Origin of the sequence: Pseudoalteromonas lipolytica (assembly GCF_900116435.1) — a bacterium.
Lineage (GTDB): Bacteria > Pseudomonadota > Gammaproteobacteria > Enterobacterales > Alteromonadaceae > Pseudoalteromonas > Pseudoalteromonas lipolytica.
In genome coordinates this window covers 226,478-251,935 of sequence record NZ_FPAZ01000003.1, presented here as the reverse complement: position 1 = coordinate 251,935, position 25,458 = coordinate 226,478, and the positions used below count along the sequence as shown (strand labels likewise).

Here is a 25,458-nt window from a genome sequence, read left to right as displayed (position 1 = left end):
ATGTGGAAGTGGTTACATCCCTACGCAAAAGCAGATCGTGCTTACCAATTGTGTAACACCTTACTGCCTTATTTCGCCGTCGTGACGGTAGTGTGTATGATTGTTGGATGGGTCTGGGGGCTGGCTTATGCACCTGCAGATTACCAACAAAAAGACAGCTACCGAATTATTTTTATCCATGTCCCATCTGCAATCTTATCGATGGGTGCTTATTCCTCTATGGCGATTGCCGCAGTGATCGCATTAGTATGGCAACTACGTAATGCTGAACTTGCAGTGATTGCAATTGCGCCTGTTGGAGCGTGTGTAACAGCAATCGCATTAATCACCGGAGCAGCCTGGGGTAAACCTATGTGGGGCGCTTGGTGGGTGTGGGATGCACGCTTAACGTCAGAGCTTATTCTGTTATTTTTATACTTAGGTGTGTTGTCGCTATACCATGCTTTTGAAGATAAGAAAGCCGCAGGGCGAGCCGCGTGTATTTTGGCCATTGTTGGGGTAATAAACCTCCCTATCATTCACTTCTCAGTTGAGTGGTGGAACACCCTTCACCAAGGTGCCACAATCACAAAGTTTGATACAAAAGCGATTGACCCAAGCATGTTTTGGCCATTAATGGTGAATATTGTTGCGTTTGCTGCCTTTGTCGGGACTGTGACGTTGATCCGTCTTAAAAATGAAATATTACAGCGTGAAAAGCACCGTCCGTGGGTGCGTCAAATGCTTGAGCGAGGTTAATCATGCAGTTTGATTCTTTTGCAGATTTTATTGCCATGGGAGGCTATGGCTTTTATGTGTGGTTGTCATTTGGCAGTTGTGCATTAATTTTACTTGGTATTTTAGTGAGTTCGTTAAACGATACGAAACGTATTTTCTCTTCAGTTAAGCAACAAGCACAACGAGAAGAGCGCATTAAAAAAGCGAAGCAAGAGGCAGGGCAATGAATCCAAGACGTAAAAAACGCTTATTAGCTGTTGTCGCCATCATTTTCGGTGTGGGCGCAACGATTGGTTTGGTGCTATATGCACTACAAGAAAACATTAATTTATTTTATACGCCGAGTGAGCTTGTTGATGGTAAAGGCCCTAACAAAGAAAAGCCGCACATAGGTCAAAAATTGCGTATTGGCGGTATGGTTGTGCCAGGCTCAGTTGTGCGTGATGAATCAAGCCTTAAAGTCAGTTTTAAACTGATTGATACAGGCCCAATGGTGACAATTAATTACCAAGGCATCTTGCCAGACTTATTTCGTGAAGGCCAAGGGATTGTAGCCCAAGGGGTGCTTGTGAATGCCAACGAAATTGATGCGTTTGAAGTACTCGCTAAGCATGATGAAGAATACATGCCTGCGGAAGTTGCTGAAGCAGTGAAAGGTATCAAGCACGAAAAACCGACCTATAACTTAGAAAGCGGTAATTAATATGATCCCAGAACTCGGTTATTTTTCACTCACACTGGCCATGGTGCTCAGTGTCTTATTGTGTATTTTTCCATTGTGGGGGGCTCATACTGGTAATTTACGCCTGATGCGTGCGGCGCCCTCACTGGCAGTGGGCCAGTTTGTGTTTGTACTGCTCTCTTTTGCTGCGCTTATTTATGCCAGTTTAACTGATGATTTTACCGTTTCTTACGTAGCCTACCACTCAAGTAGCACCTTACCTTGGTATTACAAAATTACCTCGACGTGGGGGGGCCATGAAGGCGCTATTTTGTTGTGGTTAGTGATGCAAGCAGGGTGGACTGCGGTTGTTGCAATGCGTTCTAAATCATTGCCTTGGGTATTACGTGCGCGTGTACTGGGTGTTTTAGGCTTTTTAGGCGTGGGCTTTATGCTTTACACCTTGTTAATGTCGAGTCCATTTGAACGATTACTGCCTTATTTCCCTGTTGAAGGGCGAGATTTGAATCCACTTCTTCAAGACCCTGGCATGATTATCCACCCACCATTACTTTACATGGGCTATGTGGGTTTATCAGTGTCATTCGCGTTTGCGATTGCTGCACTCCTTACCGGCAAGCTTGATAATACGTGGGCAAAATGGTCTCGACCTTGGACAATGACAGCGTGGGGCTTTTTAACGTTTGGTATTACTATCGGCAGTTGGTGGGCATACTCAGAACTAGGCTGGGGTGGCTGGTGGTTCTGGGATCCAGTGGAAAATGCCTCGTTAATGCCGTGGCTTGTTGCCACCGCGTTATTGCATTCATTATCGACCACAGAAAAGCGTGGTGTATTTAAGTCGTGGACAGTACTACTGGCAATAGCTGCGTTTTCATTGAGCCTATTAGGCACCTTTATTGTGCGTTCAGGCATTATTGTTTCGGTGCATGCGTTTGCCTCAGACCCTAATCGCGGTATGTTCATATTGGCCTTTTTAGCGATTGTTGTTGGTGGCGGTTTGAGCCTGTATGCACTGCGCGTTTCTCAAGTGAAAAGTGAAGGGCGATATAAGTTTGCATCACGCGAAGTGGCACTGTGGCTTAATAATATCTTTCTCGTTGTAGCGACTTTAATCGTTCTGTTAGGTACGTTGTTACCTATGATCCATAAAGAGCTTGGTTTAGGCAGTATCTCTATTGGTGAACCATTCTTTAACAAAATGTTTGCTATTTTACTTGTTCCATTCGCTATTTTAATGGGAATTGGGCCGCTACTACGATGGAAACAAAATAAGTGGTCAATGCTACAAAATAAGCTTGCGTTATCAGCAGTAGTCAGTGTTGTTGCAACTGCTGCATGGCTGTACTCAAGCTATGATGTAGTGGCGCCAATCACGTTTATAGCCACAACGCTGGCGATATGGATTTTTGTCACAACGTTTGTCGATTTAGTGTCAAAAGTGACTATTCACACGACCTTGTCTGAGGGCTTTAAACGTCTAGGTTTGAGTTATTGGGCGATGGTATTGGGTCATGTTGGTTTAGCATTTGTAATTGCTGGCGTTACCTTAACCTCTGCGTACTCAGTTGAGCGCGATGTATCGATGAAGCCGGGTGATAAAGTCGCGCTTAATGAATACCAGTATCGTTTTGACGGTGTTAAAGCAATCCGTGGTGCGAATTACAGTGGTCATGCAGGTGTGGTGACCGTGTTTAAAAACGACAAGCAAGTAACCGTCTTACATGCAGAAAAGCGTCGTTACGACATTGGCATGCAATTTATGACAGAAGCTGCGGTTGATGCAGGGTTTACTCGTGACTTGTATTTAGCGCTTGGTGAGCAACTTAGCCAAGGCGCGTGGTCGTTGCGTATTTACCACAAACCGTTTGTTCGTTGGATGTGGCTTGGTGGTATTTTAATTTCACTCGCGGGTTTCTTAGTCTTAGGCGATAAGCGTTACCGTCAAAAATCATTGAATGGGGAGGCCGCAGCATGAACCGAAAGTTGTTAGCATTAGCGCCTTTGCTGGTTTTTGTTTTACTGTGCGTATTTTTGTACCAAGGCTTATTTGCTAATCCACGTGAATTGCAAACAGGGCGCATTGGTCAAGCGATGCCTACTTTTAATTTGCCTGATTTAATGGATGAGTCTAAACGTTGGACTGACACTGATTTAAAAGGTGAAGTGTATCTTCTTAACGTATGGGGCACATGGTGCCCAACCTGTTTGGCTGAATTAGGCTACTTAACTGAGCTCAGAGAACAAGGCGTTAAAATTATCGGCTTGTACTATGAGCAAGGTTATGACCCTGACTTTGACGGTCAATTTGATATTAATGCGTTACGTGACGATGTCACGAGTATGCTCAATCGTGCTGGCGACCCATACCAGTTTAATATTTTAGACTTAAAACGCACCTTGGCTCTCGACTTAGGTGTATCGGGTGCCCCCGAAACCTTTTTAGTTGATAAACAAGGTACTATTTTACTTCACCATACTGGCGATATTAACCCGCGTGTATGGCGAGCTAAGTTTGCACCGTTAATGCAGGAGCTACAGCAATGAGGTGGGTGATTTTTTTAGTAAGCTTGCTGATCACGGTGAGTGCTTTTGCAGAGCAAGATAAATATCAATTTGATAATAACGAACAAGCAGCGCGTTTTAGTGAGTTAACGAAAGAGCTGCGTTGTCCTAAGTGCCAAAATCAAAATATTGCCGATTCAGATGCCGTTGTGGCAAAGGATCTCCGTGATAAAGTGTTGGCGCTCGTTAAAGATGGCAAAACCAAAGAGGAAGTGATTGATTACATGATTGATCGCTATGGCTATTTTGTTCACTACGATCCACCTGTTACACCAGCAACTTTAGTGTTGTGGGTGTTACCTGTATTGATTGTGGTGCTGGGTTTTGGCTTTATTGTTTTGCGTCAACGTAAAGCGTCGGTTAAACAAACTTGGACAACAGAAGACGAAGCGTTACTCGCTAAGTTAATTGAACAAAATCAACGTCAGGAGCAAAACTAAATGGCATTAATGTGGGCTTCTTTTGTTTTACTCACACTGATTGCATTGCTGTTTGTTGTGGTGCCGTTTTTTAAACGCGAACGTATTCAACGCCTTGATCACAATGCAAACTCGGAATTGATCCGAATTTATTACCAACGTTTAGAAGAATTGAAAGCTGATTTAGACAACCAGCGTATTGATAAAAATATGCACAGTGAATCGGTTATTGAGTTAAAGCGTCGTTTATTAAACGAGCTTTCGCCAGAAAAAGCACTGAATAGTAAAGGTAATAATCGTATTTTTGCACTAACCGGAACCGTGTTTTTAATTACATTAACGGTTATTTTCTACAGCTACACCGGCAGTCAGCAACAGATTAAAGGCTGGCACGATGCCATGGCAAACTTAAAGTCATATGGTGAGCGTGCAGTAATGCAAAGTGGTGAGCCTTTGACAGCAAATGAGCTACAAGCGTTTGCGTTAGCACTGCGTACTAAGCTTGATCAAAGCGGTGACGATGAAGTGGCTTGGATGCTGCTTGGACGTGTTGCTATGTCGTTGAATGAGTTCGACATGGCGATGCAGTCATTTGATAAAGTGTTGAAAATGAATCCTGATAACAAACAAGTGCTGATCAGTTACTCTCAGGTACTTTTAATGGAAGGCAGTGACGCAAACATGTCACGTGCTGCAACAATGTTATCTCGCGTGCTCAAGGCTGAGCCCACCAATATCGATGCTATTTCATTGTTAGCACTTATTGCGTATGAGCGTAAGGATTGGTTGCAAGCTAAAACTGCATTCGAAGTGTTACTTGCTAGTATGGAGCAAAATGATCCCCGTTATCCAATGATTGCACAGCGTATTGCTGAAATTGATGCACATTTAAATAATGAGCAACAAGTCGCAAGCGCTGGTGCAGTCAATGATAGCAACAGCGAGATTAAAATCACGGTCAATTTAGATGAATCACTTAGCAATAAACAACCTGAAAATGGCACTTTGTTTATTTTCGCAAAAGCAGCCAGTGGTCCACAAATGCCATTAGCTGTTGTGAAAATGACCGAGTATAGCTTTCCACTTGAGGTGACCCTCAGTGATAGTAATGCCATGGTTGATGGTTTAAATTTATCGAGTGTCGATAAAATTATTTTAACCGCGCGTTTATCAAAAGATGAGACTGTGGTAACTTCTAGCGGCGAGTTGGAAGGTAATTCGGATGTCTTAGAGCGTAAAAACGTTAAAGAATACGCGTTGCTAATTAATGAGTTAATACCGTAAGGATAGCCGATGTTTAGGCACAGTATATTTTTTATCTTTTTTGTAGTGCTAGCAGGATGCGCACAAATTCCTGAAGAAAAAGTTGATGAGCGTGACCCGTTACAGTCATTTAACCGTCCAATGTACGATTTTAATATGGACGTACTCGACGCGTACATTCTTCGCCCTGCAGCGGTTGGTTATGTGGCCGTTACGCCTATGCCTGTTAGACGCAGTATTGTGAATTTTACCGATAATATCACTGCACCAACAGACATGGTAAATGCGGGTCTTCAAGGTAAGCCTGGTAATATGGGAATTAGTCTGGCACGCTTTTTAGTCAATTCAACGGTCGGTTTGTTGGGTCTCTTCGATGTTGCTTCATCACTGGGGTTAGAGATAGTGGATGAAGATTTTGGCCAAACACTGGGTGTTTGGGGAGTTGGTGATGGTGCCTACTTAATGATCCCAGGCATGGGACCAAGTACAGCCCGTAATTTAACTGGTGATGTTGTCGATAACGTCGTATTACCAGAAATAGCCCTGACTACACCGCAAACCGTCTTGGTTTTTGTTTTAAAAGCAGTGGAGGCCCGTGCCTCATTGATAAACCAAGAAAGTTTATTAAATGAGTCGCTCGATCCGTATATCTTCGTAAAAGATGTCTATTTTCAGCGCCAGCTCTATGAGCTTCACGATGGCAATCCCCCCATCGAAAAAGAGCCTGATGACTTTGATGAAGACTTCTTAGAAAATCTTTAAAAAGTATCCTATAAAAAATGCCAGCATGAATGCTGGCATTTTTTATGGAGATGAAGCGGGGTGGTATTAGTCGCCAAACACAGCCATTTGTTCATTCGCCCAGTTAACAGCGTCATGGTATGCATCGGGAACTTCTTCAGGCTTCAGACCAAGTGCTTGCTGTATTTCATTGGCATTTTGCCAATTAGCTTGCTCATATTGTTTTACCAAGCGTAAATAACTGGCTAAAAGGCCTTCGTCTTTAAGAAGCGCAACTTTAATGTCGTTTGCCAACGGCAACTTATTCATTACGCTAGACATCTCTTCATCTAAAATAGCGTCCATTAAGGACATCATACCGGTTAAAAATGCCATTCCTGTATCACGGAATTTTCCGTGACTGATTGCCAATAACTCTGCAAATCGAGCACGAGTGAGTGATAATCGAATAAGCTCTGCAGGCTTATCAGCAGCCACTTGTGCAGCAAAAAGTAGCGATAAGAAGCGTTTAATTTCTTCACTTCCCAATACAATAAGTGCTTGTTTAATAGTGCTTATTTCTGCACGGCGTTTAAACGCGGCTGAATTTGAGTAACGTAATAATTTATAAGATAAATTAACATCACGCTCAAAGACTTCAGTGATTTTCTTAAGGTTTAGATCAACACTCGATGTTTCGTATAAAAGCTCAGCAAGTGCCATCTCTGACGGAGGCAGCGTTTTACTTTGTACCATTTCAGGTTTTGAAAAAAAGAAACCTTGGAAATAACTAAACCCTAGGTCGAGAGCAAGTTGATACTTTTCGTGGGTTTCTACTTTCTCAGCAAGTAATTTTATATGAGGGAAAGGCTTTATTGCCTCAATTACCTCTTTAATTGACTCGGCCTCGGAGCTTAAAAAGTCGATTTTAATAATATCGATAAACGGATAAAAATGACGCCAAACAGGTTGATGAATATAGTCATCAAGGGCAAGTGTATAGCCTTTTTCTTTTAAATCTTTGACTAAAGCAAGCAGGCGTTTTCCCGGTTGAATTGTTTCAAGGATTTCGACAACAACGTGGTCTTTACCTAATAACAGCGGATAGCCTTTTTGTAAGGTGTCTAAAGTAAAGTTAATAAAAGCGGGTTTATTGTCGGTTAAATCTTCTAAGCCGAAATTAAACTGGCTCCCTTCAATAAGCCGTGAAGTTGCTTCATCGCCATCGATGTCTGGAAACACATTATCTACACCATCCCGAAAGAGGAGCTCGTAGCCTATGAGTTTCTTTTCCTTATCTAAAATCGGTTGGCGCGCAGCGTAAAAATACATAATTGAAGCAAGTCCACATCTGTTAATTCATTTCCTTCCCGCAATATATTGCATTGAGCTTAAAATAGCATTAGTTAAATAAATTTTATGCGGGAAACGTAATTTTATTCTCTTGTTCAAGACCTTAAGACTAAGATAAATTGTGCTTAAATTCTATAACTTGAATTAAATATCAGAAAAATTGTTAGCAAACCGTTGTTATTGTAAATTATACAGCTCATCGGCTTAATTGGAGTTGTGGGGCACAAGCATGATATAGTCGTGTGTGATACCGGCTTTTATCCCAATAATGTCTTAAAACTAAGTAACTTGCGAGTCATTATTTGGATTAGAAGCCTACATTGATTAATTTTTGGAGGCTGATTTGGAAACAGGAATGATAATTTCGTTAGCATTGTACTTCATTGTTATGTTGGGAATAGGGCTTTATGCCTATAAGCAATCAACTGACGATGTATCGGGTTATATGCTAGGTGGGCGTAATTTATCACCCAGTGTAGCTGCGTTATCGGCAGGTGCGTCTGACATGAGTGGTTGGCTGTTAATGGGCCTGCCAGGTGCAATGTATTTATTTGGTTTAAGTAAAGTTTGGATTGCAATAGGACTCGTATTAGGTGCTTGGGCAAACTATTTCCTCGTAGCGCCGCGATTACGTGTGTATACCGAAAAGGCGAATGACTCGATTACTATCCCAGACTACTTCGCTAATCGATTCGATGATAATAAGAATATTCTTCGCGTTATTTCTGCCATTGTGATCATTGTCTTCTTTACTCTTTATACCTCATCAGGTGTTGTTGCCGGTGGTAAATTATTCGAAAACTCATTTAATATGAGCTACGAAATGGGGCTCTATATCACCACGGGTGTTGTGGTTGTGTATACCTTGTTTGGTGGATTTCTTGCAGTAAGTTTAACAGACTTTGTGCAAGGCTGTATTATGTTTATCTCGTTATTAGCTGTGCCAATTGCGACTTTTACAATGCTTGATCAGCCTTTCATGGACACCTTGGCTAATGCTCGCTATGACCTATTATTAAGCTCACCCAAAGAAACAGAAATTCATGCACTTAACATGATGGATTGGTTTGCAGGTGGCTCGACAATTGCGATTATTTCGGCAATGGCTTGGGGCTTAGGTTATTTTGGTCAGCCACATATTATTGTCCGCTTTATGTCAGTGCGCTCTGTCAAAGATATGCCTACCATGCGTCGTATTGGTATGTCTTGGATGACATTGTCTGCAATTGGTGCTGTATTTACTGGTTTATTCGGTGCGGCTTATATGCTTGAAAACCAAATGCCAATCGACGATAAAGAAACAATTTTCTTAGTTTTATCTGAACTCATTTTCCACCCACTGATCGCAGGTTTTCTCCTAGCCGCAATTTTAGCAGCGATCATGAGTACTATTTCTTCGCAGTTATTAGTGTGTTCGAGCTCTTTGACTGAGGATTTTTATAAAATTTACCTGAATCGCGACGCGTCTCAAAAAGAGTTGGTATTAATTGGTCGTGTTAGTGTGATGTTGGTTGCCGTTTTTGCTATCTACTTAGCTTATGACCGTGATAACTCTATATTAGATTTAGTGAGCAATGCATGGGCAGGGTTTGGTGCTGCATTTGGACCGTTAGTGTTGCTTAGCCTTTATTGGAGACGAATGAACCTACAAGGGGCAATAGCGGGAATGGTTGTGGGCGCTGCGACAGTGCTGTTTTGGATTTATGCACCGATTACGATTGATGGTGAAAAGTTAAGTGCCATTATTTATGAAATTGTACCGGGCTTTATCTTATCAAGTATTGCCATTGTGGTCGTTAGCTTGAACACATCAGAGCCAAAACAAGAAATTACACAATTATTTGATGAAGTTGAATCGTCACTTTAGGACGCTAAGTGTCATTCTTTAGAATGTAATTAAAAAGGGCAACATAAGTTGCCCTTTTTTGTGTTAATTTTTTAACTCTACTTTAAGAGTGACCGGTTACTTTGATGAATAATATCCGCTGCTAAAGTAAGGGATATTAACTGGCTGCTTTTTCTTTTATATCAGCGACTTTATCTGTGTCTGCTGATTTGGCTTTTTTCGGTTTGCTAGGCAGTTCTTTAGCGCCTTTTAGGACAGCCATAAATTGGTCTTTTTCTTTTGCTATTTCAAGGGCTAGAGATTCAATTTGTTGCTCACTTAATGGTACATCTACCTTCTCAAGCATGAGCTCTAACGACTCAGCGATGTCGAGCATTTTATCGTACGCATCAGCTTCTTTTTTGGTAGTAAACGTCATGCGCTCGACTCCGTTTCTTTCTACAACATATTTAACAACAACAGCCATGATTTCTCCTGCATTCAAGCGTGGCATTTGCAGCGTGTAATCGCTACTTTGATTACTGTTTTTATATACAGTAATCGTTTGGGGCCGAATTTGCAAGCTGCGTGTGTGTATTTTTTATGACATTAATTTGACAAAAAGGCATAAATTGACTTTATTTAGTTTGTCACCAAATTAGTGACGAATGTAATGGAATTAGTGTTCGGTGACGAGACTATTTAACAGTCCACGTAAGGACATCATGGAGGAAACAATGAAGTTATTATCAAGTTTACTATTTGCAGCAAGTCTTGCATTACTGCCGGCGACTCAGGCACTCGCTGAAAAACCAGCTGAGTCAGTGCAAACAAAAATTCAAAAAGTGAGTATCAATAAAGCCACTGTAGAGCAACTTTCTCAGTTACCTGGCATTGGTAAATCGAAGGCTCAAGCCATTGTTGAGCATCGTAAGAATCAAGGCCCATTTAAATCAGTTAAGCAACTGAAAGAGGTTAAGGGGATTGGTGATAAATTATTCGCTAAAATAGAAGGAAAAATTTCGCTTTAACTAAATAGTAATTTAAACAGGGCGTCTATTCGCCCTGTTTAAACTCTTGTATCGCTTTTCGCAGGTGAGGTTGAGCGAACATATTTTCAACCGGCGTTGTGATTAATGGGTAGCTTAATCCCGCTAATAATAACCAAGGTAAAAGCATCCAACCTTCAAAGTAGGCAAGGCCTAGAAACAAGGGCGCTAAAAATGCCAGTTTGCACACAGATAAAACGATTTTATGCATTGGGCTTAAGTGGCTCAGTGCAATTGCTATTATCTGCTGACGCTGCCTTACTTTAAAGGTCTTTAATTCAGGAATTTGACTGCTAAAAAAGTAAATCATTACAGTGACTTTTTGACTAGTAAGCGGCTTGCTAAAACCCCGACAAAAACAATTGAATATGCGGCAAAGATGACTTCCATCCATGCGGGCATACTCATTGACGCAAATTGCCAATCAATGTTGCCACAGTCTCCTGTTGCTGCGAAAAAGTGCGGGATCCATTCATGTAGGGGCATGAAACTAGGAAAATTTGGCTCAAACGCACAGCTAAATGCAAATGGATCTGTGTTGTTTTGCATAGCAATGTGCTCTTTTGCGATAAAGTAGCCCCAAATGGCAGAGACTCCCCACGTTGCAAAGGCGATTAATCGGTAGGTTACAGCGTGTGGGTTTATTGCTCCAATGATACCCGCGGCTAAGAGACCAAGCATCGCTGTGCGTTGGTATATGCACATAATACAGGGTTCTAGACCCATATTATATTGAAAAAACAGGGCTGTTATTTCAAATGCGAGTGCCGTTAAGGCTAATAATACCCAAGGGGTTCTTTTGTTTGCTAACTCAGCTAACCAACTCATGAAAAATCTCATTTCTAATTGTTTTCAAGATTATGCTTAGGGACTGCGCAGGGTGCAAGTGCCTGCGATGAATATTCGTAAAAACAACGCAGATAAATAGTAAAGGAGCCAACGGCTCCTTTACTTAATGTGTATGAATGAAGGTTAAACACTCACAGCTTGTAGAGATTCACTTTGATAACAACCCAGTACGCGTGTGTATTGGGTATGCTCTTTTAGCTCTTCTAGCGCTTGTTTTACATGTGCATCATCTAGGTTTGCTTCTAAATCAACGTAAAACACTTCTTCCCATGGATTTCCTGGCACTGGTCGAGACTCTAGTTTTACAAGGTTAATTTGATGGTGTTTAAATATCATTAAGGCATCTGCAAGCGAACCTGCTTGCTGTTTAGTTGCCATAATCAAACTTGTTTTAGTGGGGATTTGTTTAGAGACTTGCAATGGTTTACGTGCAACAACAATAAAGCGGCTGTGGTTTTCACTTTGGTTTGCAAGTCCAGACTTAACAACCTCGAGGCCAACATTTTTACCCGCTTGAGCAGAGCCAATGGCCGCACTATTCGGGTTCTCAACTGCGGATTGTAGCGCGTGAAATGTCGAATCACAGGTTTCATGTTGGATATCACCGAGCCCTTGCACAAAACGACTGCACTGTGCGAAAGGTTGTGGATGCGCATATATTTTATTGATGTGTGAAAGCTCAGTGCCCGGTATTGCAAGTAAACAATGCTCAACACTGTGAGTGACTTCACCTACAATAGAAACTTGGGCGTGTTGTAATAAATCAAAGACTTCATTGATACTGCCCGAACTTGTGTTTTCAATTGGTAACAAGCCAAAGTCGGCTTGGCCATTTTCAACTTTCCCCGTGATTTGCTCAAAGCTCGAGCAGCCTATTTCTATGACCTTACCCGGGCGGCGGCTAAAGTATTTATGACACGCTAATTGGCTGTATGAGCCCTGACCACCTAAATATGCCACACGATGCGTTTCGCTCATTGCATCTGGGTTCAGGCTTTTTTGTAACATGGCCTGTTGATTTAATACGGAGTCTTCCAAAATAGTCTGGAACACATTATTAATGTAGTAGGCGTCTAACCCCAGCGACTTTCCATAGCTTATTAGCTTTTCAAGCAATGCTTGTTCGCGGGCTTCATCGCGAATCGGTTTATTGTTGGCAATTTTATATTCAACAACACTGTGACTAATACGTCGTCGTTTTGCGAGTAATACTAATAAATCGGAATCTATTTCATTGATATCGTGTCGTAACGCATTTAATGCATCGTTGCTCATGTTGGTTTCCTCATTCCAAAACAGTGCACAAACAAAAAAGCCTCCCAAGAGGGAGGCTTTAGCTATTCGGTGAATTTATCTCGCAAACAGTTAAGCCTCCTCTATCTAAAGAAGCTAAAAAACGAAAAATAAGTGCGAGAAATAATGTGTTTCATCCAGTTAATGTAAGAAGTGTCGTTTATAAAGTCAACAGCATATCGAAGGAATTTGCAAAACACATGGATTAGTTATGAAAATTCATCAATCTTCATAAAAAATTTATAAATCTAAAAATGAATCTGGTATATTTGTTTTTGGATAATAAATAATAACAATTATTAATAAGGTAGTCCTGTGGTGTATCGACGCCCGCCATCTCGTTTTGGTGTGAATTCGTTAAGTATGAAGCTATCGCTGCTGATTTCTGCAATTTGTTTAATTGCGGGTATTTGTGCAGCGGCATTAATGCTTAAATCAGAAGAAAAGCAGCTCGTTTTTGAAGAACACGAACTTTTAAAGCATTCGAGTGAACGCTTAAGTCGTCAATTTAACGGCTTGATAAAAACAAAAACAAATATTGCTGAACAAGCGAATAATGTCGTTACTAGCCAGTTATTACTTAACGAGTCTCACTTGCAAAGTAATCACAATGCCGATATTAAATTTGCTGTTGATGGCAGCATACGCAGTACGTCTGCAGATGGACTCTCCGCCGCTTTTATTCCTCAAGATAACTATTCCGCTTTTTATAAAAGGCTGATTAACGATTCCGAGTCATTATGGAAAATAGTGTCACCGACACTTATTCAAGATTTCTTTAATTTTTATTTAGTCAGTAAAGATAATTTTATACGTATCGCGCCACCAAACTGGGCACTCAATGTACCTGCTGAGTTTGATTTTACAAAAGGCGAAACATTTAACTACGCACAAGAAGCATTAAACCCAAGCCGAGAAGCAGTCTGGTCAAAAGTTTACTACGACACCATTTGGCATAAATGGGTGGTGAGTGTATTGGTTCCGGTTTACCACAATAATGAATTTTTTGGTGTCACAGGCAGTGATATTGCGCTAGAAACCTTACTTGCTCAATTACCAATTGGTGATCGCGAGCAACATTTATTTGTGTTTGATGCAAAAGGACAGTTACTTGCGCATCCCGACTTAGATAAATCGACATTAGAAGAATATGGTCGCGAAGGTAAAAAACTACTGACAAAAGACTTTGTTAATGCGGATTTACAAACGCTCGTCTCAGAGACTATTCGTTCTAAATTACCTGAATCTGCAAATTCATTTGTGCAAGGCGGCGAAACACACATTATCAATATTCGTAAAGTAGAAGGCCTTAACTGGTACATTGGTATTTATAAAAAGCGTTCTTCGGCGTTGTCTGCCTTAGAAGAGTTAAAAGTTAAGTTTTTTGGACTGTTTATTTTATATGCCATCTTAGTCGCACTGTTGTTACATCAAGCGCTTTACCAGCTTGTTCTGCGCCGTATCCACTCGTTAGTTAATGCCGTTGTCAGCTTTGGCAAAGGGCAATTGCAAACAGAGTTTCCGTACGCAAATAAAGATGAGATTGGCACCCTCAATGGCTCATTTAAAGATATGGCGATAGAAATCAGAAAGCTAATTGATGGTTTAAATCAGCGTATCAGTGAAAAAGAAATTGCCGAAAAAGCGGCTAACCGATTATCAAAAGCGGTGGCATTCTCTGGAACCGGTGTTGTCATCACCAACCAAGATTTTGAAATTGAGTACGTCAATCCGAAAATGGTTGAGATGACTGGGTTTGAAGAGCGCTACTTTATTGGCTCGCCTTTAATGAGCATCATATCGCAAGAAATGGCCATTTTGGTTGACGACATAGATGTTGATTTAAGAAGCCGAAATTATTGGCGTGGCGATACACTGTTACAAGCCAATGAGCGCCAATCTGTATGGGTGTCATTAAGTATTTCGCCGATTCGTGAAGATGGCGGAAAAATTACCAGTTATGTTGCATCAGCGCAGGATATTTCGTTTGTAAAAGAAAGCCAACGTAAGATGGAGCAGTTAGCTTATTTCGATACACTAACCGGACTTGCCAACCGAACGTTCTTTAGAATGCAACTACGTAAATCGATGGCGCTTGCAGAGCGTGGACATTATGCGTTTGCGTTATTTTATTTTGACCTAGATGAATTTAAGCGAATTAACGACACTTTAGGTCACGATGCTGGTGATCAGTTATTGGTCGAAGTGGCTAACCGTTTGAAAAAACGTTTACGCACAGAAGATACGATTGCCCGACTCGGAGGCGATGAATTTGCCGTACTGTTAAGTGGTATTGAGCATCAAACACATGCAATGGAAGTGGCAAATACGATTCAAAGAACGCTCAATGAGCCAATCAAACTTGGTAATAATGAAGTGATTATCAGTGCGAGTATAGGCATTACAATGGCACCATTTGATAGCCAAGAAGAAGATCAATTACTTAAACATGCCGATTTGGCTATGTATGAGGCGAAAGCAAAAGGACGAAATACTTTCCACTTCTACAGCCAAGAATTAAACGCCGCTGCGAATGAGCGGTTGTTCATTGAAAATGAGCTACGTAATGGCATTCGTGAGCGTCAGTTTGAGGTTTATTATCAACCTCAAGTTGATAGCCGAAATCAGCAAGTGGTTGGCTATGAAGCGCTTATTCGTTGGTTCCACCCTAAAGAAGGCATGATCCCACCGACTAAGTTTATTCCGATTGCAGAGGCAACCGGTTTAATTGTTGAATTAGGGGCGTGGGTTCTTCAAGAAGCGTGTGAGTTTGCTGCGCGTTTAGCGAGTAAAAACCTAAAAAATAATATTTCAATCAACTTATCGGCACGCCAGTTTAAAGACGCTAATTTGGTTTCGACACTCGATAAGATCATTAAACAAACAGGGGTTGAGCCTAAGCGACTTCATTTAGAATTAACTGAAAGTATGTTGATGGGGCATGTTGAAGCGGCAATTTTGCAGTTGCATCAGCTTAAAGCATTGGGCGTATCAATCTCTATTGACGATTTTGGCACAGGTTATTCATCGCTGAGTTACTTGAAACGTTTTCCTGTTGATATTCTCAAAGTCGACCGCTCATTTGTAAAAGATATCCCTGAGGAAACCAATGACATGGAAATCACCGCGGCGATTATTGCTATGGCGCAAAAGTTAAAGCTTAATGTTGTTGCTGAAGGTGTCGAAACGATAGAGCAAGTTGAGTTTTTACAAAACAACAACTGCTATATTGTACAGGGTTACTATTACAGTAAGCCGGTGTCCGAAGCGCAGCTGCCAGCACTTTTTGAGCGCTTGAGCCATATAGAAGACGTTAATTAAAAGGGGGCTTTTTAGCCCCCTGCGATTTTAACTTTAAATTTGAGCGCTTCGAGAATCGCTTTAAGCTTTTCTCGGTCGTCGCCTTGAACCTCAATAATACCGTCTTTTACTGCACCGCCTTGGCCCATTTTACTTTTAATGGTTTTGGCGAGCTTTTTAAGATCATGTTGTTCAGCGTCAATGCCAACAACAAGCATGACACCTTTGCCTTTACGTCCTTTGGTTTGACGTTCAATGCGAAGGAAGCCATCTTTAAACACCTTACTTTGCAAAGGCTTTGTTTCTTTAGGTTGCTCAATGCGTCCAGTGGCTGTTGAATAAACTAGATTATTATCGCTCATAGTGATACTCGTTATAAAAGCTTGCCTAAATGATAACAAATTTCCTCTTAAGTGTTTTAATTTTTGGCTTATTTCTTCTAAGCAGTTATATTTAGATATGTCTTAGAAAAGATTTGTTTATTAGGAGTTTATTATGAGTTTGACGCGCAGCACTTCTGCTGATGGCGCTATTTTAACTGTACAAATCAAAGGAAAGTTTGATTTTAATCTGGTGCAATCTTTTCGTCAGGCATACGCTGACTTAAGCGATAACATAAATAAGATTGTAATCGATTTAAGAGAAACTGATTACATGGATAGCTCTGCGCTGGGTATGTTACTAAATATGAAAAAAAACCTTACGGGAAAAGTTGATAATATTCAAATTAGTAATTGTCAGCCGCAGCTAAAAAAGATTCTGCAAATTTCTCGTTTCGATAAAAAGTTCGACATTGATTAATGCTTAATATCCTGGTTGTTGACGATCTTGCTCTAAATCGTCGCATGTTAACCGTGATGTTAGAGCAACAAGGCTATCGAGTTTATAACGCTGAAAATGGCTTGATGGCGCTAAAATTACTGGCAGAGCACAGTATTGATATTGTGCTACTTGATGTCATTATGCCGGTTATGGATGGCTTTGAAACAGCTGCAATAATAAAAGAGCGTTTTAGCCAAGTTTATCTCCCCATTATTTTTATTACGTCGCTTGAAGACGAAGCCAGTTTTGAACGTTGTTTAGCGGTAGGCGGAGATGATTTTCTTCATAAGCCGTTTCAAGAAGTGATTTTAAACGCAAAAATTAAGGCGCACAGCCGAATAAGAAACTTAAGCCAAAAGGCGCGAGAACAAAATTTACAACTTGAGTATCACCAAAATCAAGTTGAACGCGAACACGAAATCGTTGAGCATATCTTTAATAATGCGTTAGAAAATCAAAAGCTATTTACGCAACACCTCGATTTTCATCTTTCACCCGCTGCCATGTTTAATGGTGACATGTTTCTCGTCGCGCAAAGTCCCATAGGCAGTTTATATTGCATGCTTGGGGATTTTACCGGCCATGGCTTAGCGGCTGCAGTTGGGGCCCTGCCAGTATCACGAGTGTTTTATACCATGGTGAGTAAAGGCATGTCAGTGAGTGATATTGCTGCTGAAATTAATGCTGTTTTGGCTAATTTATTACCTGGGCACATGTTCTGTGCTGCGACAATATTAGAGCTTAGCCATTCTGGACGCAGTTTATCTGCGTGGCTTGGCGGCTTACCTGACACCTATATCATTAACGATAAAGGCGAAATTACACGTACCTTAGAGTCCCAGCATATGGCACTGGGAATACTTGAGGGAGATGAATTTGAACGCGGTCTAATACATATCGAAGTCGAGCCAACCTCACGCGTTGTGATGGCTACCGATGGCATTATTGAAACGGCCAATCCTCAAGGTGATTTTTTTAGCGAGACGCGTTTTAAAGAAGCCTTGTGTTCAAAAGAAAACATTACAACAGCGCAGGTGTTAGAGCGGGTAAATAAATTTGCGCAAGGTAACGAACAACAAGACGATTTGAGTTTAGTGCTATTAAATTGTTTACCTGTTCCTGAACCAGAACAAGCGGCAGAGCCTTTTTCTCCTTTACCGTTTAACTTTTCTTTGAGCCTGAATTCAAAGCAAATAAAAAGCACAGATCCGGTGTTAGAGGTTGTGGATGTGCTCACCCAAGTAGCGGGCTTGAACGCGCATCGCGCAAATATATTTTTAATATTGTCTGAGGCATACAATAATGCTTTAGATCATGGGGTGTTAGGTTTAGATTCTGAGATTAAAAATCAAGAAGATGGTTTTTTAGTTTATTACCAAGAAAGAGACACCGCACTTGCCACTCTAAGCGACGCTTTAATTATTATTGATATTCGTTATTGCCCAGATAACTTAGCGTTGTATTTTACGGTGTGTGATTCTGGAAATGGCTTTGCTAAGGCACATGCCTCAGATCAAAGCTTAATGCGAGAGCATGGTAGGGGGTTAAGTTTACTAGGTGAAATAGCCTCTCATATTTCATTTAATGCCGCTGGGAACCAAGTCGAAATTTGTTATCAATTATCCTCATCAAGCACTAGCTCACACTAACAACGCATGTTATGATTCTGCCATTATAGATGTTTGGATGGCTAAATGATTTCAACTTACTTATCAATTGCGCAGCTTGATTTACCAGAAAACCTTGTTGCTGAGCAATTATCGTATCTAGAACAATACCTAGCAGATGCAGAGTTACCAGAAGTACGCTGGCAGTATCAAATCCCTGAATTAGGTGAAGGTGGTGCCTGTAGTCTGTTTGGTTATTTACAGGATGAGCCATTCAAGCTGAGTGATTATGTCGCTAATAACGCAGAGAACACTGCTAAGCTGGCAAAACTACAACAAATTATTGATTTTGTTGTTGAAAAAACTCAGGTGGACTGGTTTGGTATTTATCAAGCGACAGCAACGGATGAAGGTAAGCAGTTATTAAAATTAGTTTACCATGGTGCCCCAAGTCGTCCTTTGTTTCCTATAACAGAGGCCTTTGCTAAAGGCAGTAACAATGTGCAAGTCGCGTTATCTAAGCGTGGCCGAGTTATTAACAATGTTGCTGATTACCTTGCCAAGGGCGGTGAATATTATACGTGTGATCCCAACGTGAAAGCAGAGACATGTTTGCCGCTACTTTCACAACAAAATGAGTGCTTAGGTATTATTGATGCTGAAGCATTTAATAATGATTTCTTTGATAAGCAAACCCTTGCTTTACTGGTGGCTTGTTGTATCAAAATTCCTCAACTCTTGGTCTAATTTAACTAGTAATTAGGCTGGGTTTTTATGTTAAGCTAGTGGCAACGCTAACCCCTATAAAAAGAGATAGTCAATGTTCTCAGAATTAAAACCATTACCAACAGACCCTATTCTTGGCCTAATGGCGGCCTTTAAACAAGACACAAATCCAAATAAAATTGATTTGGGTGTCGGTGTTTATAAGGATGAGCAAGGCAATACGCCTGTACTTAAAGCGGTTAAAAAAGCGGAAGCGTTTCGTTTAGAAAACGAAACCAGTAAATCGTACATTGGCTTGGCGGGTAACTTAGATTACTGCCAAAAAATGGAAAACTTATTACTGGGCGAGCATCCAGCACTATTAGCAAACCGTGTACGCACAGCACAAGCACCCGGTGGTACAGGTGCGCTTCGCGTTGCGGCTGAATTTATCAAGCGTTGTAACAAAGACGCGACAGTGTGGGTAACAACGCCAACATGGGCAAACCACATTAGCCTATTTGAAGCGGCTGGTTTAACAGTTAAAGAATACCCTTATTACGATTACGAGAATAAAGACCTGTTATTCGATGAGATGATCAATACCTTAAAGCAAGTGCCAAAGGGTGATGTTGTGTTATTCCATGCATGTTGTCATAACCCAAGTGGTATGGATTTAAATGCAGAACAATGGAGCACGGTTGCAGACCTTGCTGTCGAAGTTGGTTTTACACCTCTTATCGATATCGCTTACCAAGGGTTTGGTTCAAGCTTAGAAGAAGATGCTGCAGGCTTACGTAAGTTAGCAGCAGCCGTCGATGAGATGATCATTTGTTCTTCTTGCTCGAAAAACTTTGGCTTATACCGTGAGCGTATTGGTGCATGCTCTATCATCGCCAAAGATGCGGCAACGGCCGATGTGTCAAATTCTGTGCTATTAAGCGTTGTGCGTAGTATTTACTCAATGCCTCCTGCTCACGGTGCTGATATTGTAAGCACTATTTTAAGCAGCACTGAACTGACACAAATGTGGCATGATGAGCTTGATGAAATGCGTAACCGTATTAATGGTTTACGTACTCTAATTAAAGAAAGCCTCGCAGCGAAAGGTATTGCGCAAGATTTCTCATTTATTGACCGTCAAAACGGGATGTTCTCTTTCTTAGGCATCAATAAAGAGCAAATTGATCGTTTACAAAAAGACTATTCAATCTACATCGTTGGCTCTAGCCGAGTAAATGTTGCTGGTATCAGTGATACAAACATTGACTACTTTGCTAACGCAGTTGCTGATGTATGCAAATAAGACATTAATGTATGTCAAAAAAAAACCGCACGACGTGCGGTTTTTTTCTATCTGCTGTTTCGCTAATGTAGCCAGCGAATGGCACTGTTGAGCATACTGTTATAGCTATCAAGTGGTGCGCCGATACTGGCAATGAGTATTGTATCTGCTCGCTCACCTCGGTTTATATGTCCAGCAAAGCGTTCGTCGCTGAAATCTTCAGCGCCAGTGCCAAAGGGCTGTTCATCAGATGGGACAATAAAAACTGTCATTGGGCCAAAATCAGATTCAAATACTAAATGCAGGCCTTTTTTACCTTGGAAATCACAAAACGTAAGGTACGTTACTTTACCTGGTAGCTCATCTAAGTGTCCGCCGATCGTGGCAAACTTTTTGTTCACATAGGCAAGATCAATTGCCTCGTGTTTATCAAGCGATCCAATCTCATGGTATAAATGTGCAAAAGCATGTTCACCGACACTGTAGAGAGTATGTTGTTTGTTGGTGACAAAGAAAATACTTACGGCGACTAAAAACGACGCTGCTGCAGCTAAATAAAGGCGCTTAAAGGCGAATCGAGATTTTGCCTCAATAATTGTGTCAAGTGGTTGCTCAGCCGTTTGCTCCTCAGCCGTTTGCTCTTCAGTACGATGCTCCTCAGCGGCATAGGTGTTTTCAATAATGCGTGCGGCAAGGTTTTCGGGCACGGGTACATTTAATGCGCTGTGAATTTCAGCATCAAGTGCTCGCACATCATTAATAAATGCGTGTTTTTCTGTGTCCTGCTCGGCAAACGTTTCAAGGTCCTTATCAATCGTGCTTGGTTCGGCGAGGATGCGGCGGCGAAACTCGAGTTCATCCATTACTTTGATGCTCCTCTAAGTTGGTCATCATCACTGCTTAAAGCCTCTTTAAGCTGGTTTCTGGCACGAAAAAGACGTGTCATAACGGTATTTTTATTTAAATCGAGGATCTCGGCAATCTCATCGCCAGAACACCCCATTACAACTTGTAAGAGTAATGGTTCTCGATATTCATCTGCTAACTTTCCAATCTGTCGTTGGATCACTGTTTGTTCCATTTCAGCGTCTAAGGTTGTGCTTCTTTCATCTACTAGCGTCTCGTTTTCAACGTCGGCGTAGTCAAATTGTTTACGCTCAAAACGACGGGCGTTTTCGCGCCTTAGTATGGTTAAAAGCCAGGGTTTAACCGCGTGCTGATCTTGAAGCGAATCCAAGGCACGCCAAGCTCTCAGGAAGGTTTCCTGCACTAAGTCTTCGGCAACACTTTGATCACGACACAACCAATATGCAAAGCGAAAAAGCTCACTGTGGTAGATATGAACCAGCGCTTCATATCGCTTCTGTTTTTCTGTCATAGTAATTAAGACCTGCCTATCAGAAAAAAAATTTCTGATATTATTCATTATTTTTAATAACAGCTAACCTCAAGATTAGCCGTTATTTTTCATTATTTTATTACTATTAATTGATTTTAATCGTAAAGATTTTTCAATGTCTGATTTTGTGCTGCCGATTTAGGGTGTTTTTCAGCCTGGTTAAGCTGATTAACAATTAGCACTAAATCAGGTTTTTCATGCGATGAACTATAGAGTTTTGCACGTAATTTGGCAATTTCAGTGTTTAATGATTCATCGTTTAGTGTGGCTAACAATGAGTCTAAAGCCCCCGTTGTTTTTCCTGTGTGGTGTTTTGCATAGCGACTTAATGCACTATAAAACGCAGTGTATTTACCTTGCTTAGCTAACTTTTTAAGCTCGGGTAATGAGGATGAAGTCGTCGCTGAAGTGTGCGTTGACTCTCCTGTTGATTGAGGGCGTTTTTTAAAATACAGCACCAGTGTCACTAACCACAGTATGTAACCGGCAACGGCAATAATTATCAGCCAAGTTGGCGTACTTAACTGAGTAACGACAGCAGGTGTGCTGTTATTTAAGCTAGGCGTGGCTGCTTGCTCTGTAGGCGCTGTAACAGCTGCTTGAGGTGGCGTGAGCGGGTTAGTGCTTGGTACGACGGTAATCGAGCGTGCAGGGATTGTTGCATAGCTTATACGATTAATTTTAGTGTTGAACCAAGGCAGCTTGATTTCGGGCAGTGTATACGTTCCCGGGGTTTGCGGTAATAAAGCATAAGAGGCTGTTTGCTGAGAAATGACGCGGCCATCGCGAACAAGGTGATTGTTCTCTTTTTCGTCAGGGTAGCTTCTAAAACCTTGCACTTGCGGCATATCGATATCAGGAAGCTGCTCTTTAGTCACGCCCAGTGCCGTTAAAGTAATGGTGCGCGTAATCGGGGTGCCAACTTCTACAGTGTCATCTTTTGGTTGCCATTGCTCATCAAGGTTAACCAGCTCACTTGGCAACCAAGCACCAGAGTAGTTATCAGGAATCGGTTTGATTTCTGCGTCAATATCTTCGCCCATCGCAGAGATTTCCATTTGGCGATAGTCTTGACGAATACGGCCATTAAACACAGGGGCTGTTATGGTGTGAATGCCACTTTTTTGTGGTTGTACTAAGTATTCACGGGTGATCACTAAATACCGTTTACCGTCAATCAGTTCATAGCTTTCTGATTGCTTGTTAATAGGGGTTAGTTCAGCGTCTGCCATGACTGGTGTCGTTAGGTTACCATCGAGCAGTTCTTTGTTATTGTCTAAGTACAGTTTAACTGTGTAAACACCTGCTTCTTGAACATATAAGTTGTTTGGCTTGAGACTGGTTTTTATAAACGCATCTTTATTTTGCTCTGACGATTGGCTGCGTTTAGAAACGCTAAGTTGAATTGGTTTTGAACTTACACCTGCCACCGTAAAAGCAGGAATAGTGTAGGTGCCTTCCTTACGCGTCATGAGTTTTACAGACCAATTAGTTTGTTTACTAATTTCGCCGTTAATAATGTTTGTGCGTGAGCTCACACTGGTTGGCCCAACGACAAAGTCTTTTAATAATACAGACGTGTCGGGTTGTTCACTGTTAATCGTGTCGTCTGCAGAAATAGTGAGGATAAAAAATTCGCCCGCAAGGACGGGGTTTTTATCAACACTGGCCTGTAGTTGGGTGGCGGCCCAAAGCGGCGCTGCCGCGATTAGCAATAAACAACATAATAATCGCATTACCATGATTTTTCGGCTCCTCGTGGACGACGTTGATAGTTTCGTTTTTGTGCTTCTAACTGCATTTTATTTCTTAATAAGATAGCGGGATCATCAGGAACTTTACGCAGCAACTGATTCAGTTGCTGGGCTTTCTCTTTTTCTTCATTTGTTAGTTCAGCCGCTTGTGCCTGCATAGCTTGTTGTTCAGCTTCTTTTTTAGCTTGTTCATCACTTTGCATCGGCTCTGGCTGCGCGTCTTTTTGCTCGGGTGTTTGCTCAGGCTTTTGTTCACCAGAGTCGGATGGTTGCGCTGATTCAGATTGCATTTCAGGTTTATTTTTTTGCTCGCTATTTGACTCGCTTTGCTCACCTTTCTGATCCGATTGTTTATCTTGCTCAGAGGGTTGTTCACCTTCTTGTTGCTCGCTCTGTTCGCTGTTTTCACCTTGCTGCGAATTATCGCCTTGTTGCTTTTGCTGGTCGTCTTGCTGACCATCCTTGTTTTGTTGGTCAGAATTTTGCTGTTGATCTTGTTGTTGCTGTTGTTGATTTAATAACTGCTCAACAAGTGCTTGATTTTCTTGTGCCTCAGTAAAATCATCTTGTAACTGTTGGGCTTGCTTATAGGCATCAATGGCTTGTTCTAGCTGCCCAGCTTTAGCCAGAGCATTACCGTAGTTATAAAGGCCTGTTGCAGACTTATCTTGGCTAAAAGCATCAACCGCAGCTTGGTAATTACCTTGCTGATAAAGTGCGGCTCCTTTTAGCTGGGTGTTATCTGTATTAACGGCCTGATCAAACTGCTTTTGCTGATAAGCATCCAAAGCGCGTTGATCTTGGTTTTTAAACACTGCTGGTAACTCTGCGGCGTGTATCTGCTGTTGTGGTAGTAGCATAATAAACATAAAACCAAGCACTAGGCTGCTGCTCCGGATTAAAAAGAGTGCCAGTGGCATTAAAATCAGTAAGCCATAAATACCTGCATCGATACGCCATAACGTTTGGCTTTGTTTTTCGTCTTTGAGACGCTCTGCGTTGGCGCTGGGGGCGAAGGCTTTTATGTCTTGGTTACTGGTTTGATATAACGCAAATTTGCCGCCACTGTTACGAGCAATTGCTGTTAAGCGGCTGATATTAAGAGTGGGAATGACGATTTGCCCCTGTGAGTCTTTCAAAAAGCCGCCTTCAGGTAACTTAATGGGGGCGCCTTGTTCTGTGCCAACGCCGTAGACATTTAAGCGGTAGCTCGATTGAGCAGTAAAGCGACTAATATCATCGTGATCGAGTTGATCAATGCCATCGGTTACCAAAATAATGTCACCGTCTAAATACCCGGCTTGCTTTAGTAAATCATCGGCTTTTTCAAGGCCATCAATCACGTTTGACCCTTTGCTTGGCATAATATCTGGACTCAAACTTGGAATCAGATTCGCTAACGTGCTGGCGTCATTAGTTAAAGGCGAAATAGTAAATGCTGACCCCGCATAGGCCACAAGTGCAGTATCACCCTCTTTAAATAGCTCAATCATATCAAGTGCTTTAAAACGCGCTTGTACTAATCGGCTGGGGGCTATGTCGGTACTGAACATTGAGTACGACATATCCATGACGATAACGCGTGCATTTTTTGCTTGAAACACGGGCACCTGTTTTTTCTCAAAGCTTGGGCCGGCCGAAAAAACAATCGCAAGCAGGGTAAATAGCGCCACCAACCAGAGTGGTTGTTTTTGTTTGTTGTGACTTTCGTTCATAACAAATTGTGCAAGGTGCGGTGCAATTAAATCAGCTGGAGCATGCTTTTTATTTCGTACAAATAGCACGCTAAAAATAATCAATGCAGGCAGCAATAACCAAAGTAGGGTAGGGCGAATAAACTCAAAATCCATG

At 41.5% G+C, this 25,458-nt stretch carries 25 protein-coding genes; 15 read left to right on the top strand and 10 right to left on the bottom strand.

What is annotated here, in order from left to right:
* Genes BM378_RS04125 through BM378_RS04090 form a run of 8 tightly spaced genes read left to right on the top strand, consistent with a single transcriptional unit; the run spans position 1 to position 6,408 of the window.
* A complete protein-coding gene (locus tag BM378_RS04125) occupies positions 1 to 738 on the top strand; it encodes a heme ABC transporter permease (RefSeq protein WP_036970052.1) in 738 nt (245 codons plus the stop codon).
* Between the two features lie 2 nt (positions 739 to 740).
* A complete protein-coding gene (gene ccmD, locus BM378_RS04120; protein WP_036970047.1) occupies positions 741 to 944 on the top strand; it encodes a heme exporter protein CcmD in 204 nt (67 codons plus the stop codon).
* Positions 941 to 1,420 carry a cytochrome c maturation protein CcmE gene (gene ccmE, locus BM378_RS04115; RefSeq protein WP_036970044.1) on the top strand — a complete coding sequence of 160 codons (480 nt, stop codon included), beginning with the start codon at positions 941 to 943 and terminating at the stop codon, positions 1,418 to 1,420. Before ccmD ends, ccmE begins: the two co-directional genes overlap by 4 nt.
* A gap of 1 nt (position 1,421) precedes the next feature.
* Entirely contained in the window at positions 1,422 to 3,377 is a 1,956-nt protein-coding gene (locus BM378_RS04110; protein ID WP_036970041.1) for a heme lyase CcmF/NrfE family subunit, read from the top strand.
* Complete coding sequence (locus BM378_RS04105; RefSeq protein WP_065978760.1) at positions 3,374 to 3,946, top strand: DsbE family thiol:disulfide interchange protein; 573 nt, start codon at positions 3,374 to 3,376, stop codon at positions 3,944 to 3,946. The genes BM378_RS04110 and BM378_RS04105 overlap by 4 nt, the downstream gene beginning before the upstream one ends.
* Positions 3,943 to 4,404, top strand: a complete 462-nt coding sequence (locus BM378_RS04100) for a cytochrome c-type biogenesis protein (RefSeq protein WP_036970035.1) — start codon at positions 3,943 to 3,945, stop codon at positions 4,402 to 4,404. The genes BM378_RS04105 and BM378_RS04100 overlap by 4 nt, the downstream gene beginning before the upstream one ends.
* Positions 4,405 to 5,667, top strand: coding sequence for a c-type cytochrome biogenesis protein CcmI (gene ccmI / locus BM378_RS04095; protein ID WP_074988670.1), 1,263 nt, complete (start codon positions 4,405 to 4,407; stop codon positions 5,665 to 5,667).
* Between the two features lie 9 nt (positions 5,668 to 5,676).
* Positions 5,677 to 6,408, top strand: coding sequence for an MlaA family lipoprotein (locus tag BM378_RS04090; RefSeq protein WP_036970030.1), 732 nt, complete (start codon positions 5,677 to 5,679; stop codon positions 6,406 to 6,408).
* Between the two features lie 66 nt (positions 6,409 to 6,474).
* Here the strand turns inward: BM378_RS04090 and BM378_RS04085 are convergent, their stop codons facing one another.
* On the bottom strand, positions 6,475 to 7,698 hold the full coding sequence (locus BM378_RS04085) for an EAL and HDOD domain-containing protein (protein WP_036970026.1): 1,224 nt from the start codon (positions 7,696 to 7,698) through the stop codon (positions 6,475 to 6,477).
* 376 nt (positions 7,699 to 8,074) lie between these two features.
* On the opposite strand from BM378_RS04085, the gene putP reads away from it, so the two are divergent.
* A complete protein-coding gene (gene putP, locus BM378_RS04080) occupies positions 8,075 to 9,586 on the top strand; it encodes a sodium/proline symporter PutP (protein ID WP_065978762.1) in 1,512 nt (503 codons plus the stop codon).
* A 136-nt stretch (positions 9,587 to 9,722) separates the two neighbouring features.
* On the opposite strand, the gene BM378_RS04075 is transcribed toward putP, so the two are convergent.
* A complete protein-coding gene (locus BM378_RS04075; protein ID WP_074988669.1) occupies positions 9,723 to 10,031 on the bottom strand; it encodes a YebG family protein in 309 nt (102 codons plus the stop codon).
* A 250-nt stretch (positions 10,032 to 10,281) separates the two neighbouring features.
* Here BM378_RS04075 and BM378_RS04070 point away from each other — a divergent pair, with 250 nt between their 5' ends.
* Positions 10,282 to 10,575: a ComEA family DNA-binding protein gene (locus BM378_RS04070; RefSeq protein ID WP_065978764.1), complete on the top strand. Its 294-nt coding sequence runs from the start codon at positions 10,282 to 10,284 to the stop codon at positions 10,573 to 10,575.
* Between the two features lie 25 nt (positions 10,576 to 10,600).
* Here BM378_RS04070 and BM378_RS04065 read toward each other — a convergent pair whose 3' ends face one another.
* The 3 genes from BM378_RS04065 to BM378_RS04055 form a co-directional block, all read right to left on the bottom strand.
* Complete coding sequence (locus tag BM378_RS04065) at positions 10,601 to 10,903, bottom strand: DUF6170 family protein (RefSeq protein WP_036970014.1); 303 nt, start codon at positions 10,901 to 10,903, stop codon at positions 10,601 to 10,603.
* Positions 10,903 to 11,421, bottom strand: a complete 519-nt coding sequence (gene dsbB, locus BM378_RS04060; RefSeq protein ID WP_074988668.1) for a disulfide bond formation protein DsbB — start codon at positions 11,419 to 11,421, stop codon at positions 10,903 to 10,905. Before dsbB ends, BM378_RS04065 begins: the two co-directional genes overlap by 1 nt.
* Before the next feature lie 144 nt (positions 11,422 to 11,565).
* Positions 11,566 to 12,717: a chorismate mutase gene (locus BM378_RS04055; RefSeq protein WP_036970008.1), complete on the bottom strand. Its 1,152-nt coding sequence runs from the start codon at positions 12,715 to 12,717 to the stop codon at positions 11,566 to 11,568.
* 333 nt (positions 12,718 to 13,050) lie between these two features.
* Between BM378_RS04055 and BM378_RS04050 the strand changes: the two genes are divergently transcribed.
* Positions 13,051 to 16,056: a bifunctional diguanylate cyclase/phosphodiesterase gene (locus tag BM378_RS04050; protein WP_143104563.1), complete on the top strand. Its 3,006-nt coding sequence runs from the start codon at positions 13,051 to 13,053 to the stop codon at positions 16,054 to 16,056.
* Between the two features lie 11 nt (positions 16,057 to 16,067).
* Here the strand turns inward: BM378_RS04050 and BM378_RS04045 are convergent, their stop codons facing one another.
* Positions 16,068 to 16,397, bottom strand: coding sequence for an SUI1 family translation initiation factor (locus BM378_RS04045; RefSeq protein WP_036970005.1), 330 nt, complete (start codon positions 16,395 to 16,397; stop codon positions 16,068 to 16,070).
* A gap of 133 nt (positions 16,398 to 16,530) precedes the next feature.
* On the opposite strand from BM378_RS04045, the gene BM378_RS04040 reads away from it, so the two are divergent.
* The 4 genes from BM378_RS04040 (at position 16,531) to BM378_RS04025 (ending at position 20,475) form a co-directional block, all read left to right on the top strand.
* Complete coding sequence (locus tag BM378_RS04040) at positions 16,531 to 16,836, top strand: STAS domain-containing protein (protein ID WP_036970002.1); 306 nt, start codon at positions 16,531 to 16,533, stop codon at positions 16,834 to 16,836.
* A complete protein-coding gene (locus tag BM378_RS04035; protein ID WP_074988667.1) occupies positions 16,836 to 18,506 on the top strand; it encodes an ATP-binding SpoIIE family protein phosphatase in 1,671 nt (556 codons plus the stop codon). Before BM378_RS04040 ends, BM378_RS04035 begins: the two co-directional genes overlap by 1 nt.
* A gap of 45 nt (positions 18,507 to 18,551) precedes the next feature.
* Positions 18,552 to 19,211 carry a GAF domain-containing protein gene (locus BM378_RS04030; protein WP_074988666.1) on the top strand — a complete coding sequence of 220 codons (660 nt, stop codon included), beginning with the start codon at positions 18,552 to 18,554 and terminating at the stop codon, positions 19,209 to 19,211.
* A 73-nt stretch (positions 19,212 to 19,284) separates the two neighbouring features.
* Positions 19,285 to 20,475, top strand: a complete 1,191-nt coding sequence (locus BM378_RS04025; RefSeq protein ID WP_036969996.1) for an amino acid aminotransferase — start codon at positions 19,285 to 19,287, stop codon at positions 20,473 to 20,475.
* Between the two features lie 62 nt (positions 20,476 to 20,537).
* Here the strand turns inward: BM378_RS04025 and BM378_RS04020 are convergent, their stop codons facing one another.
* The 4 genes from BM378_RS04020 to BM378_RS04005 all read right to left on the bottom strand — a co-directional run bounded on the left by BM378_RS04020 (position 20,538) and on the right by BM378_RS04005 (position 25,457).
* Positions 20,538 to 21,317 (bottom strand): DUF3379 family protein, encoded by a 780-nt coding sequence (locus BM378_RS04020; protein ID WP_074988665.1) that lies wholly within the window; start codon positions 21,315 to 21,317, stop codon positions 20,538 to 20,540.
* Entirely contained in the window at positions 21,317 to 21,880 is a 564-nt protein-coding gene (locus tag BM378_RS04015) for a sigma-70 family RNA polymerase sigma factor (RefSeq protein WP_074988664.1), read from the bottom strand. The genes BM378_RS04020 and BM378_RS04015 overlap by 1 nt, the downstream gene beginning before the upstream one ends.
* 68 nt (positions 21,881 to 21,948) lie before the next feature.
* Positions 21,949 to 23,595 carry a BatD family protein gene (locus tag BM378_RS04010; RefSeq protein WP_074988663.1) on the bottom strand — a complete coding sequence of 549 codons (1,647 nt, stop codon included), beginning with the start codon at positions 23,593 to 23,595 and terminating at the stop codon, positions 21,949 to 21,951.
* Positions 23,589 to 25,457 (bottom strand): VWA domain-containing protein, encoded by a 1,869-nt coding sequence (locus tag BM378_RS04005; protein ID WP_074988662.1) that lies wholly within the window; start codon positions 25,455 to 25,457, stop codon positions 23,589 to 23,591. The genes BM378_RS04010 and BM378_RS04005 overlap by 7 nt, the downstream gene beginning before the upstream one ends.
* Position 25,458: the final 1 nt, after the last annotated feature.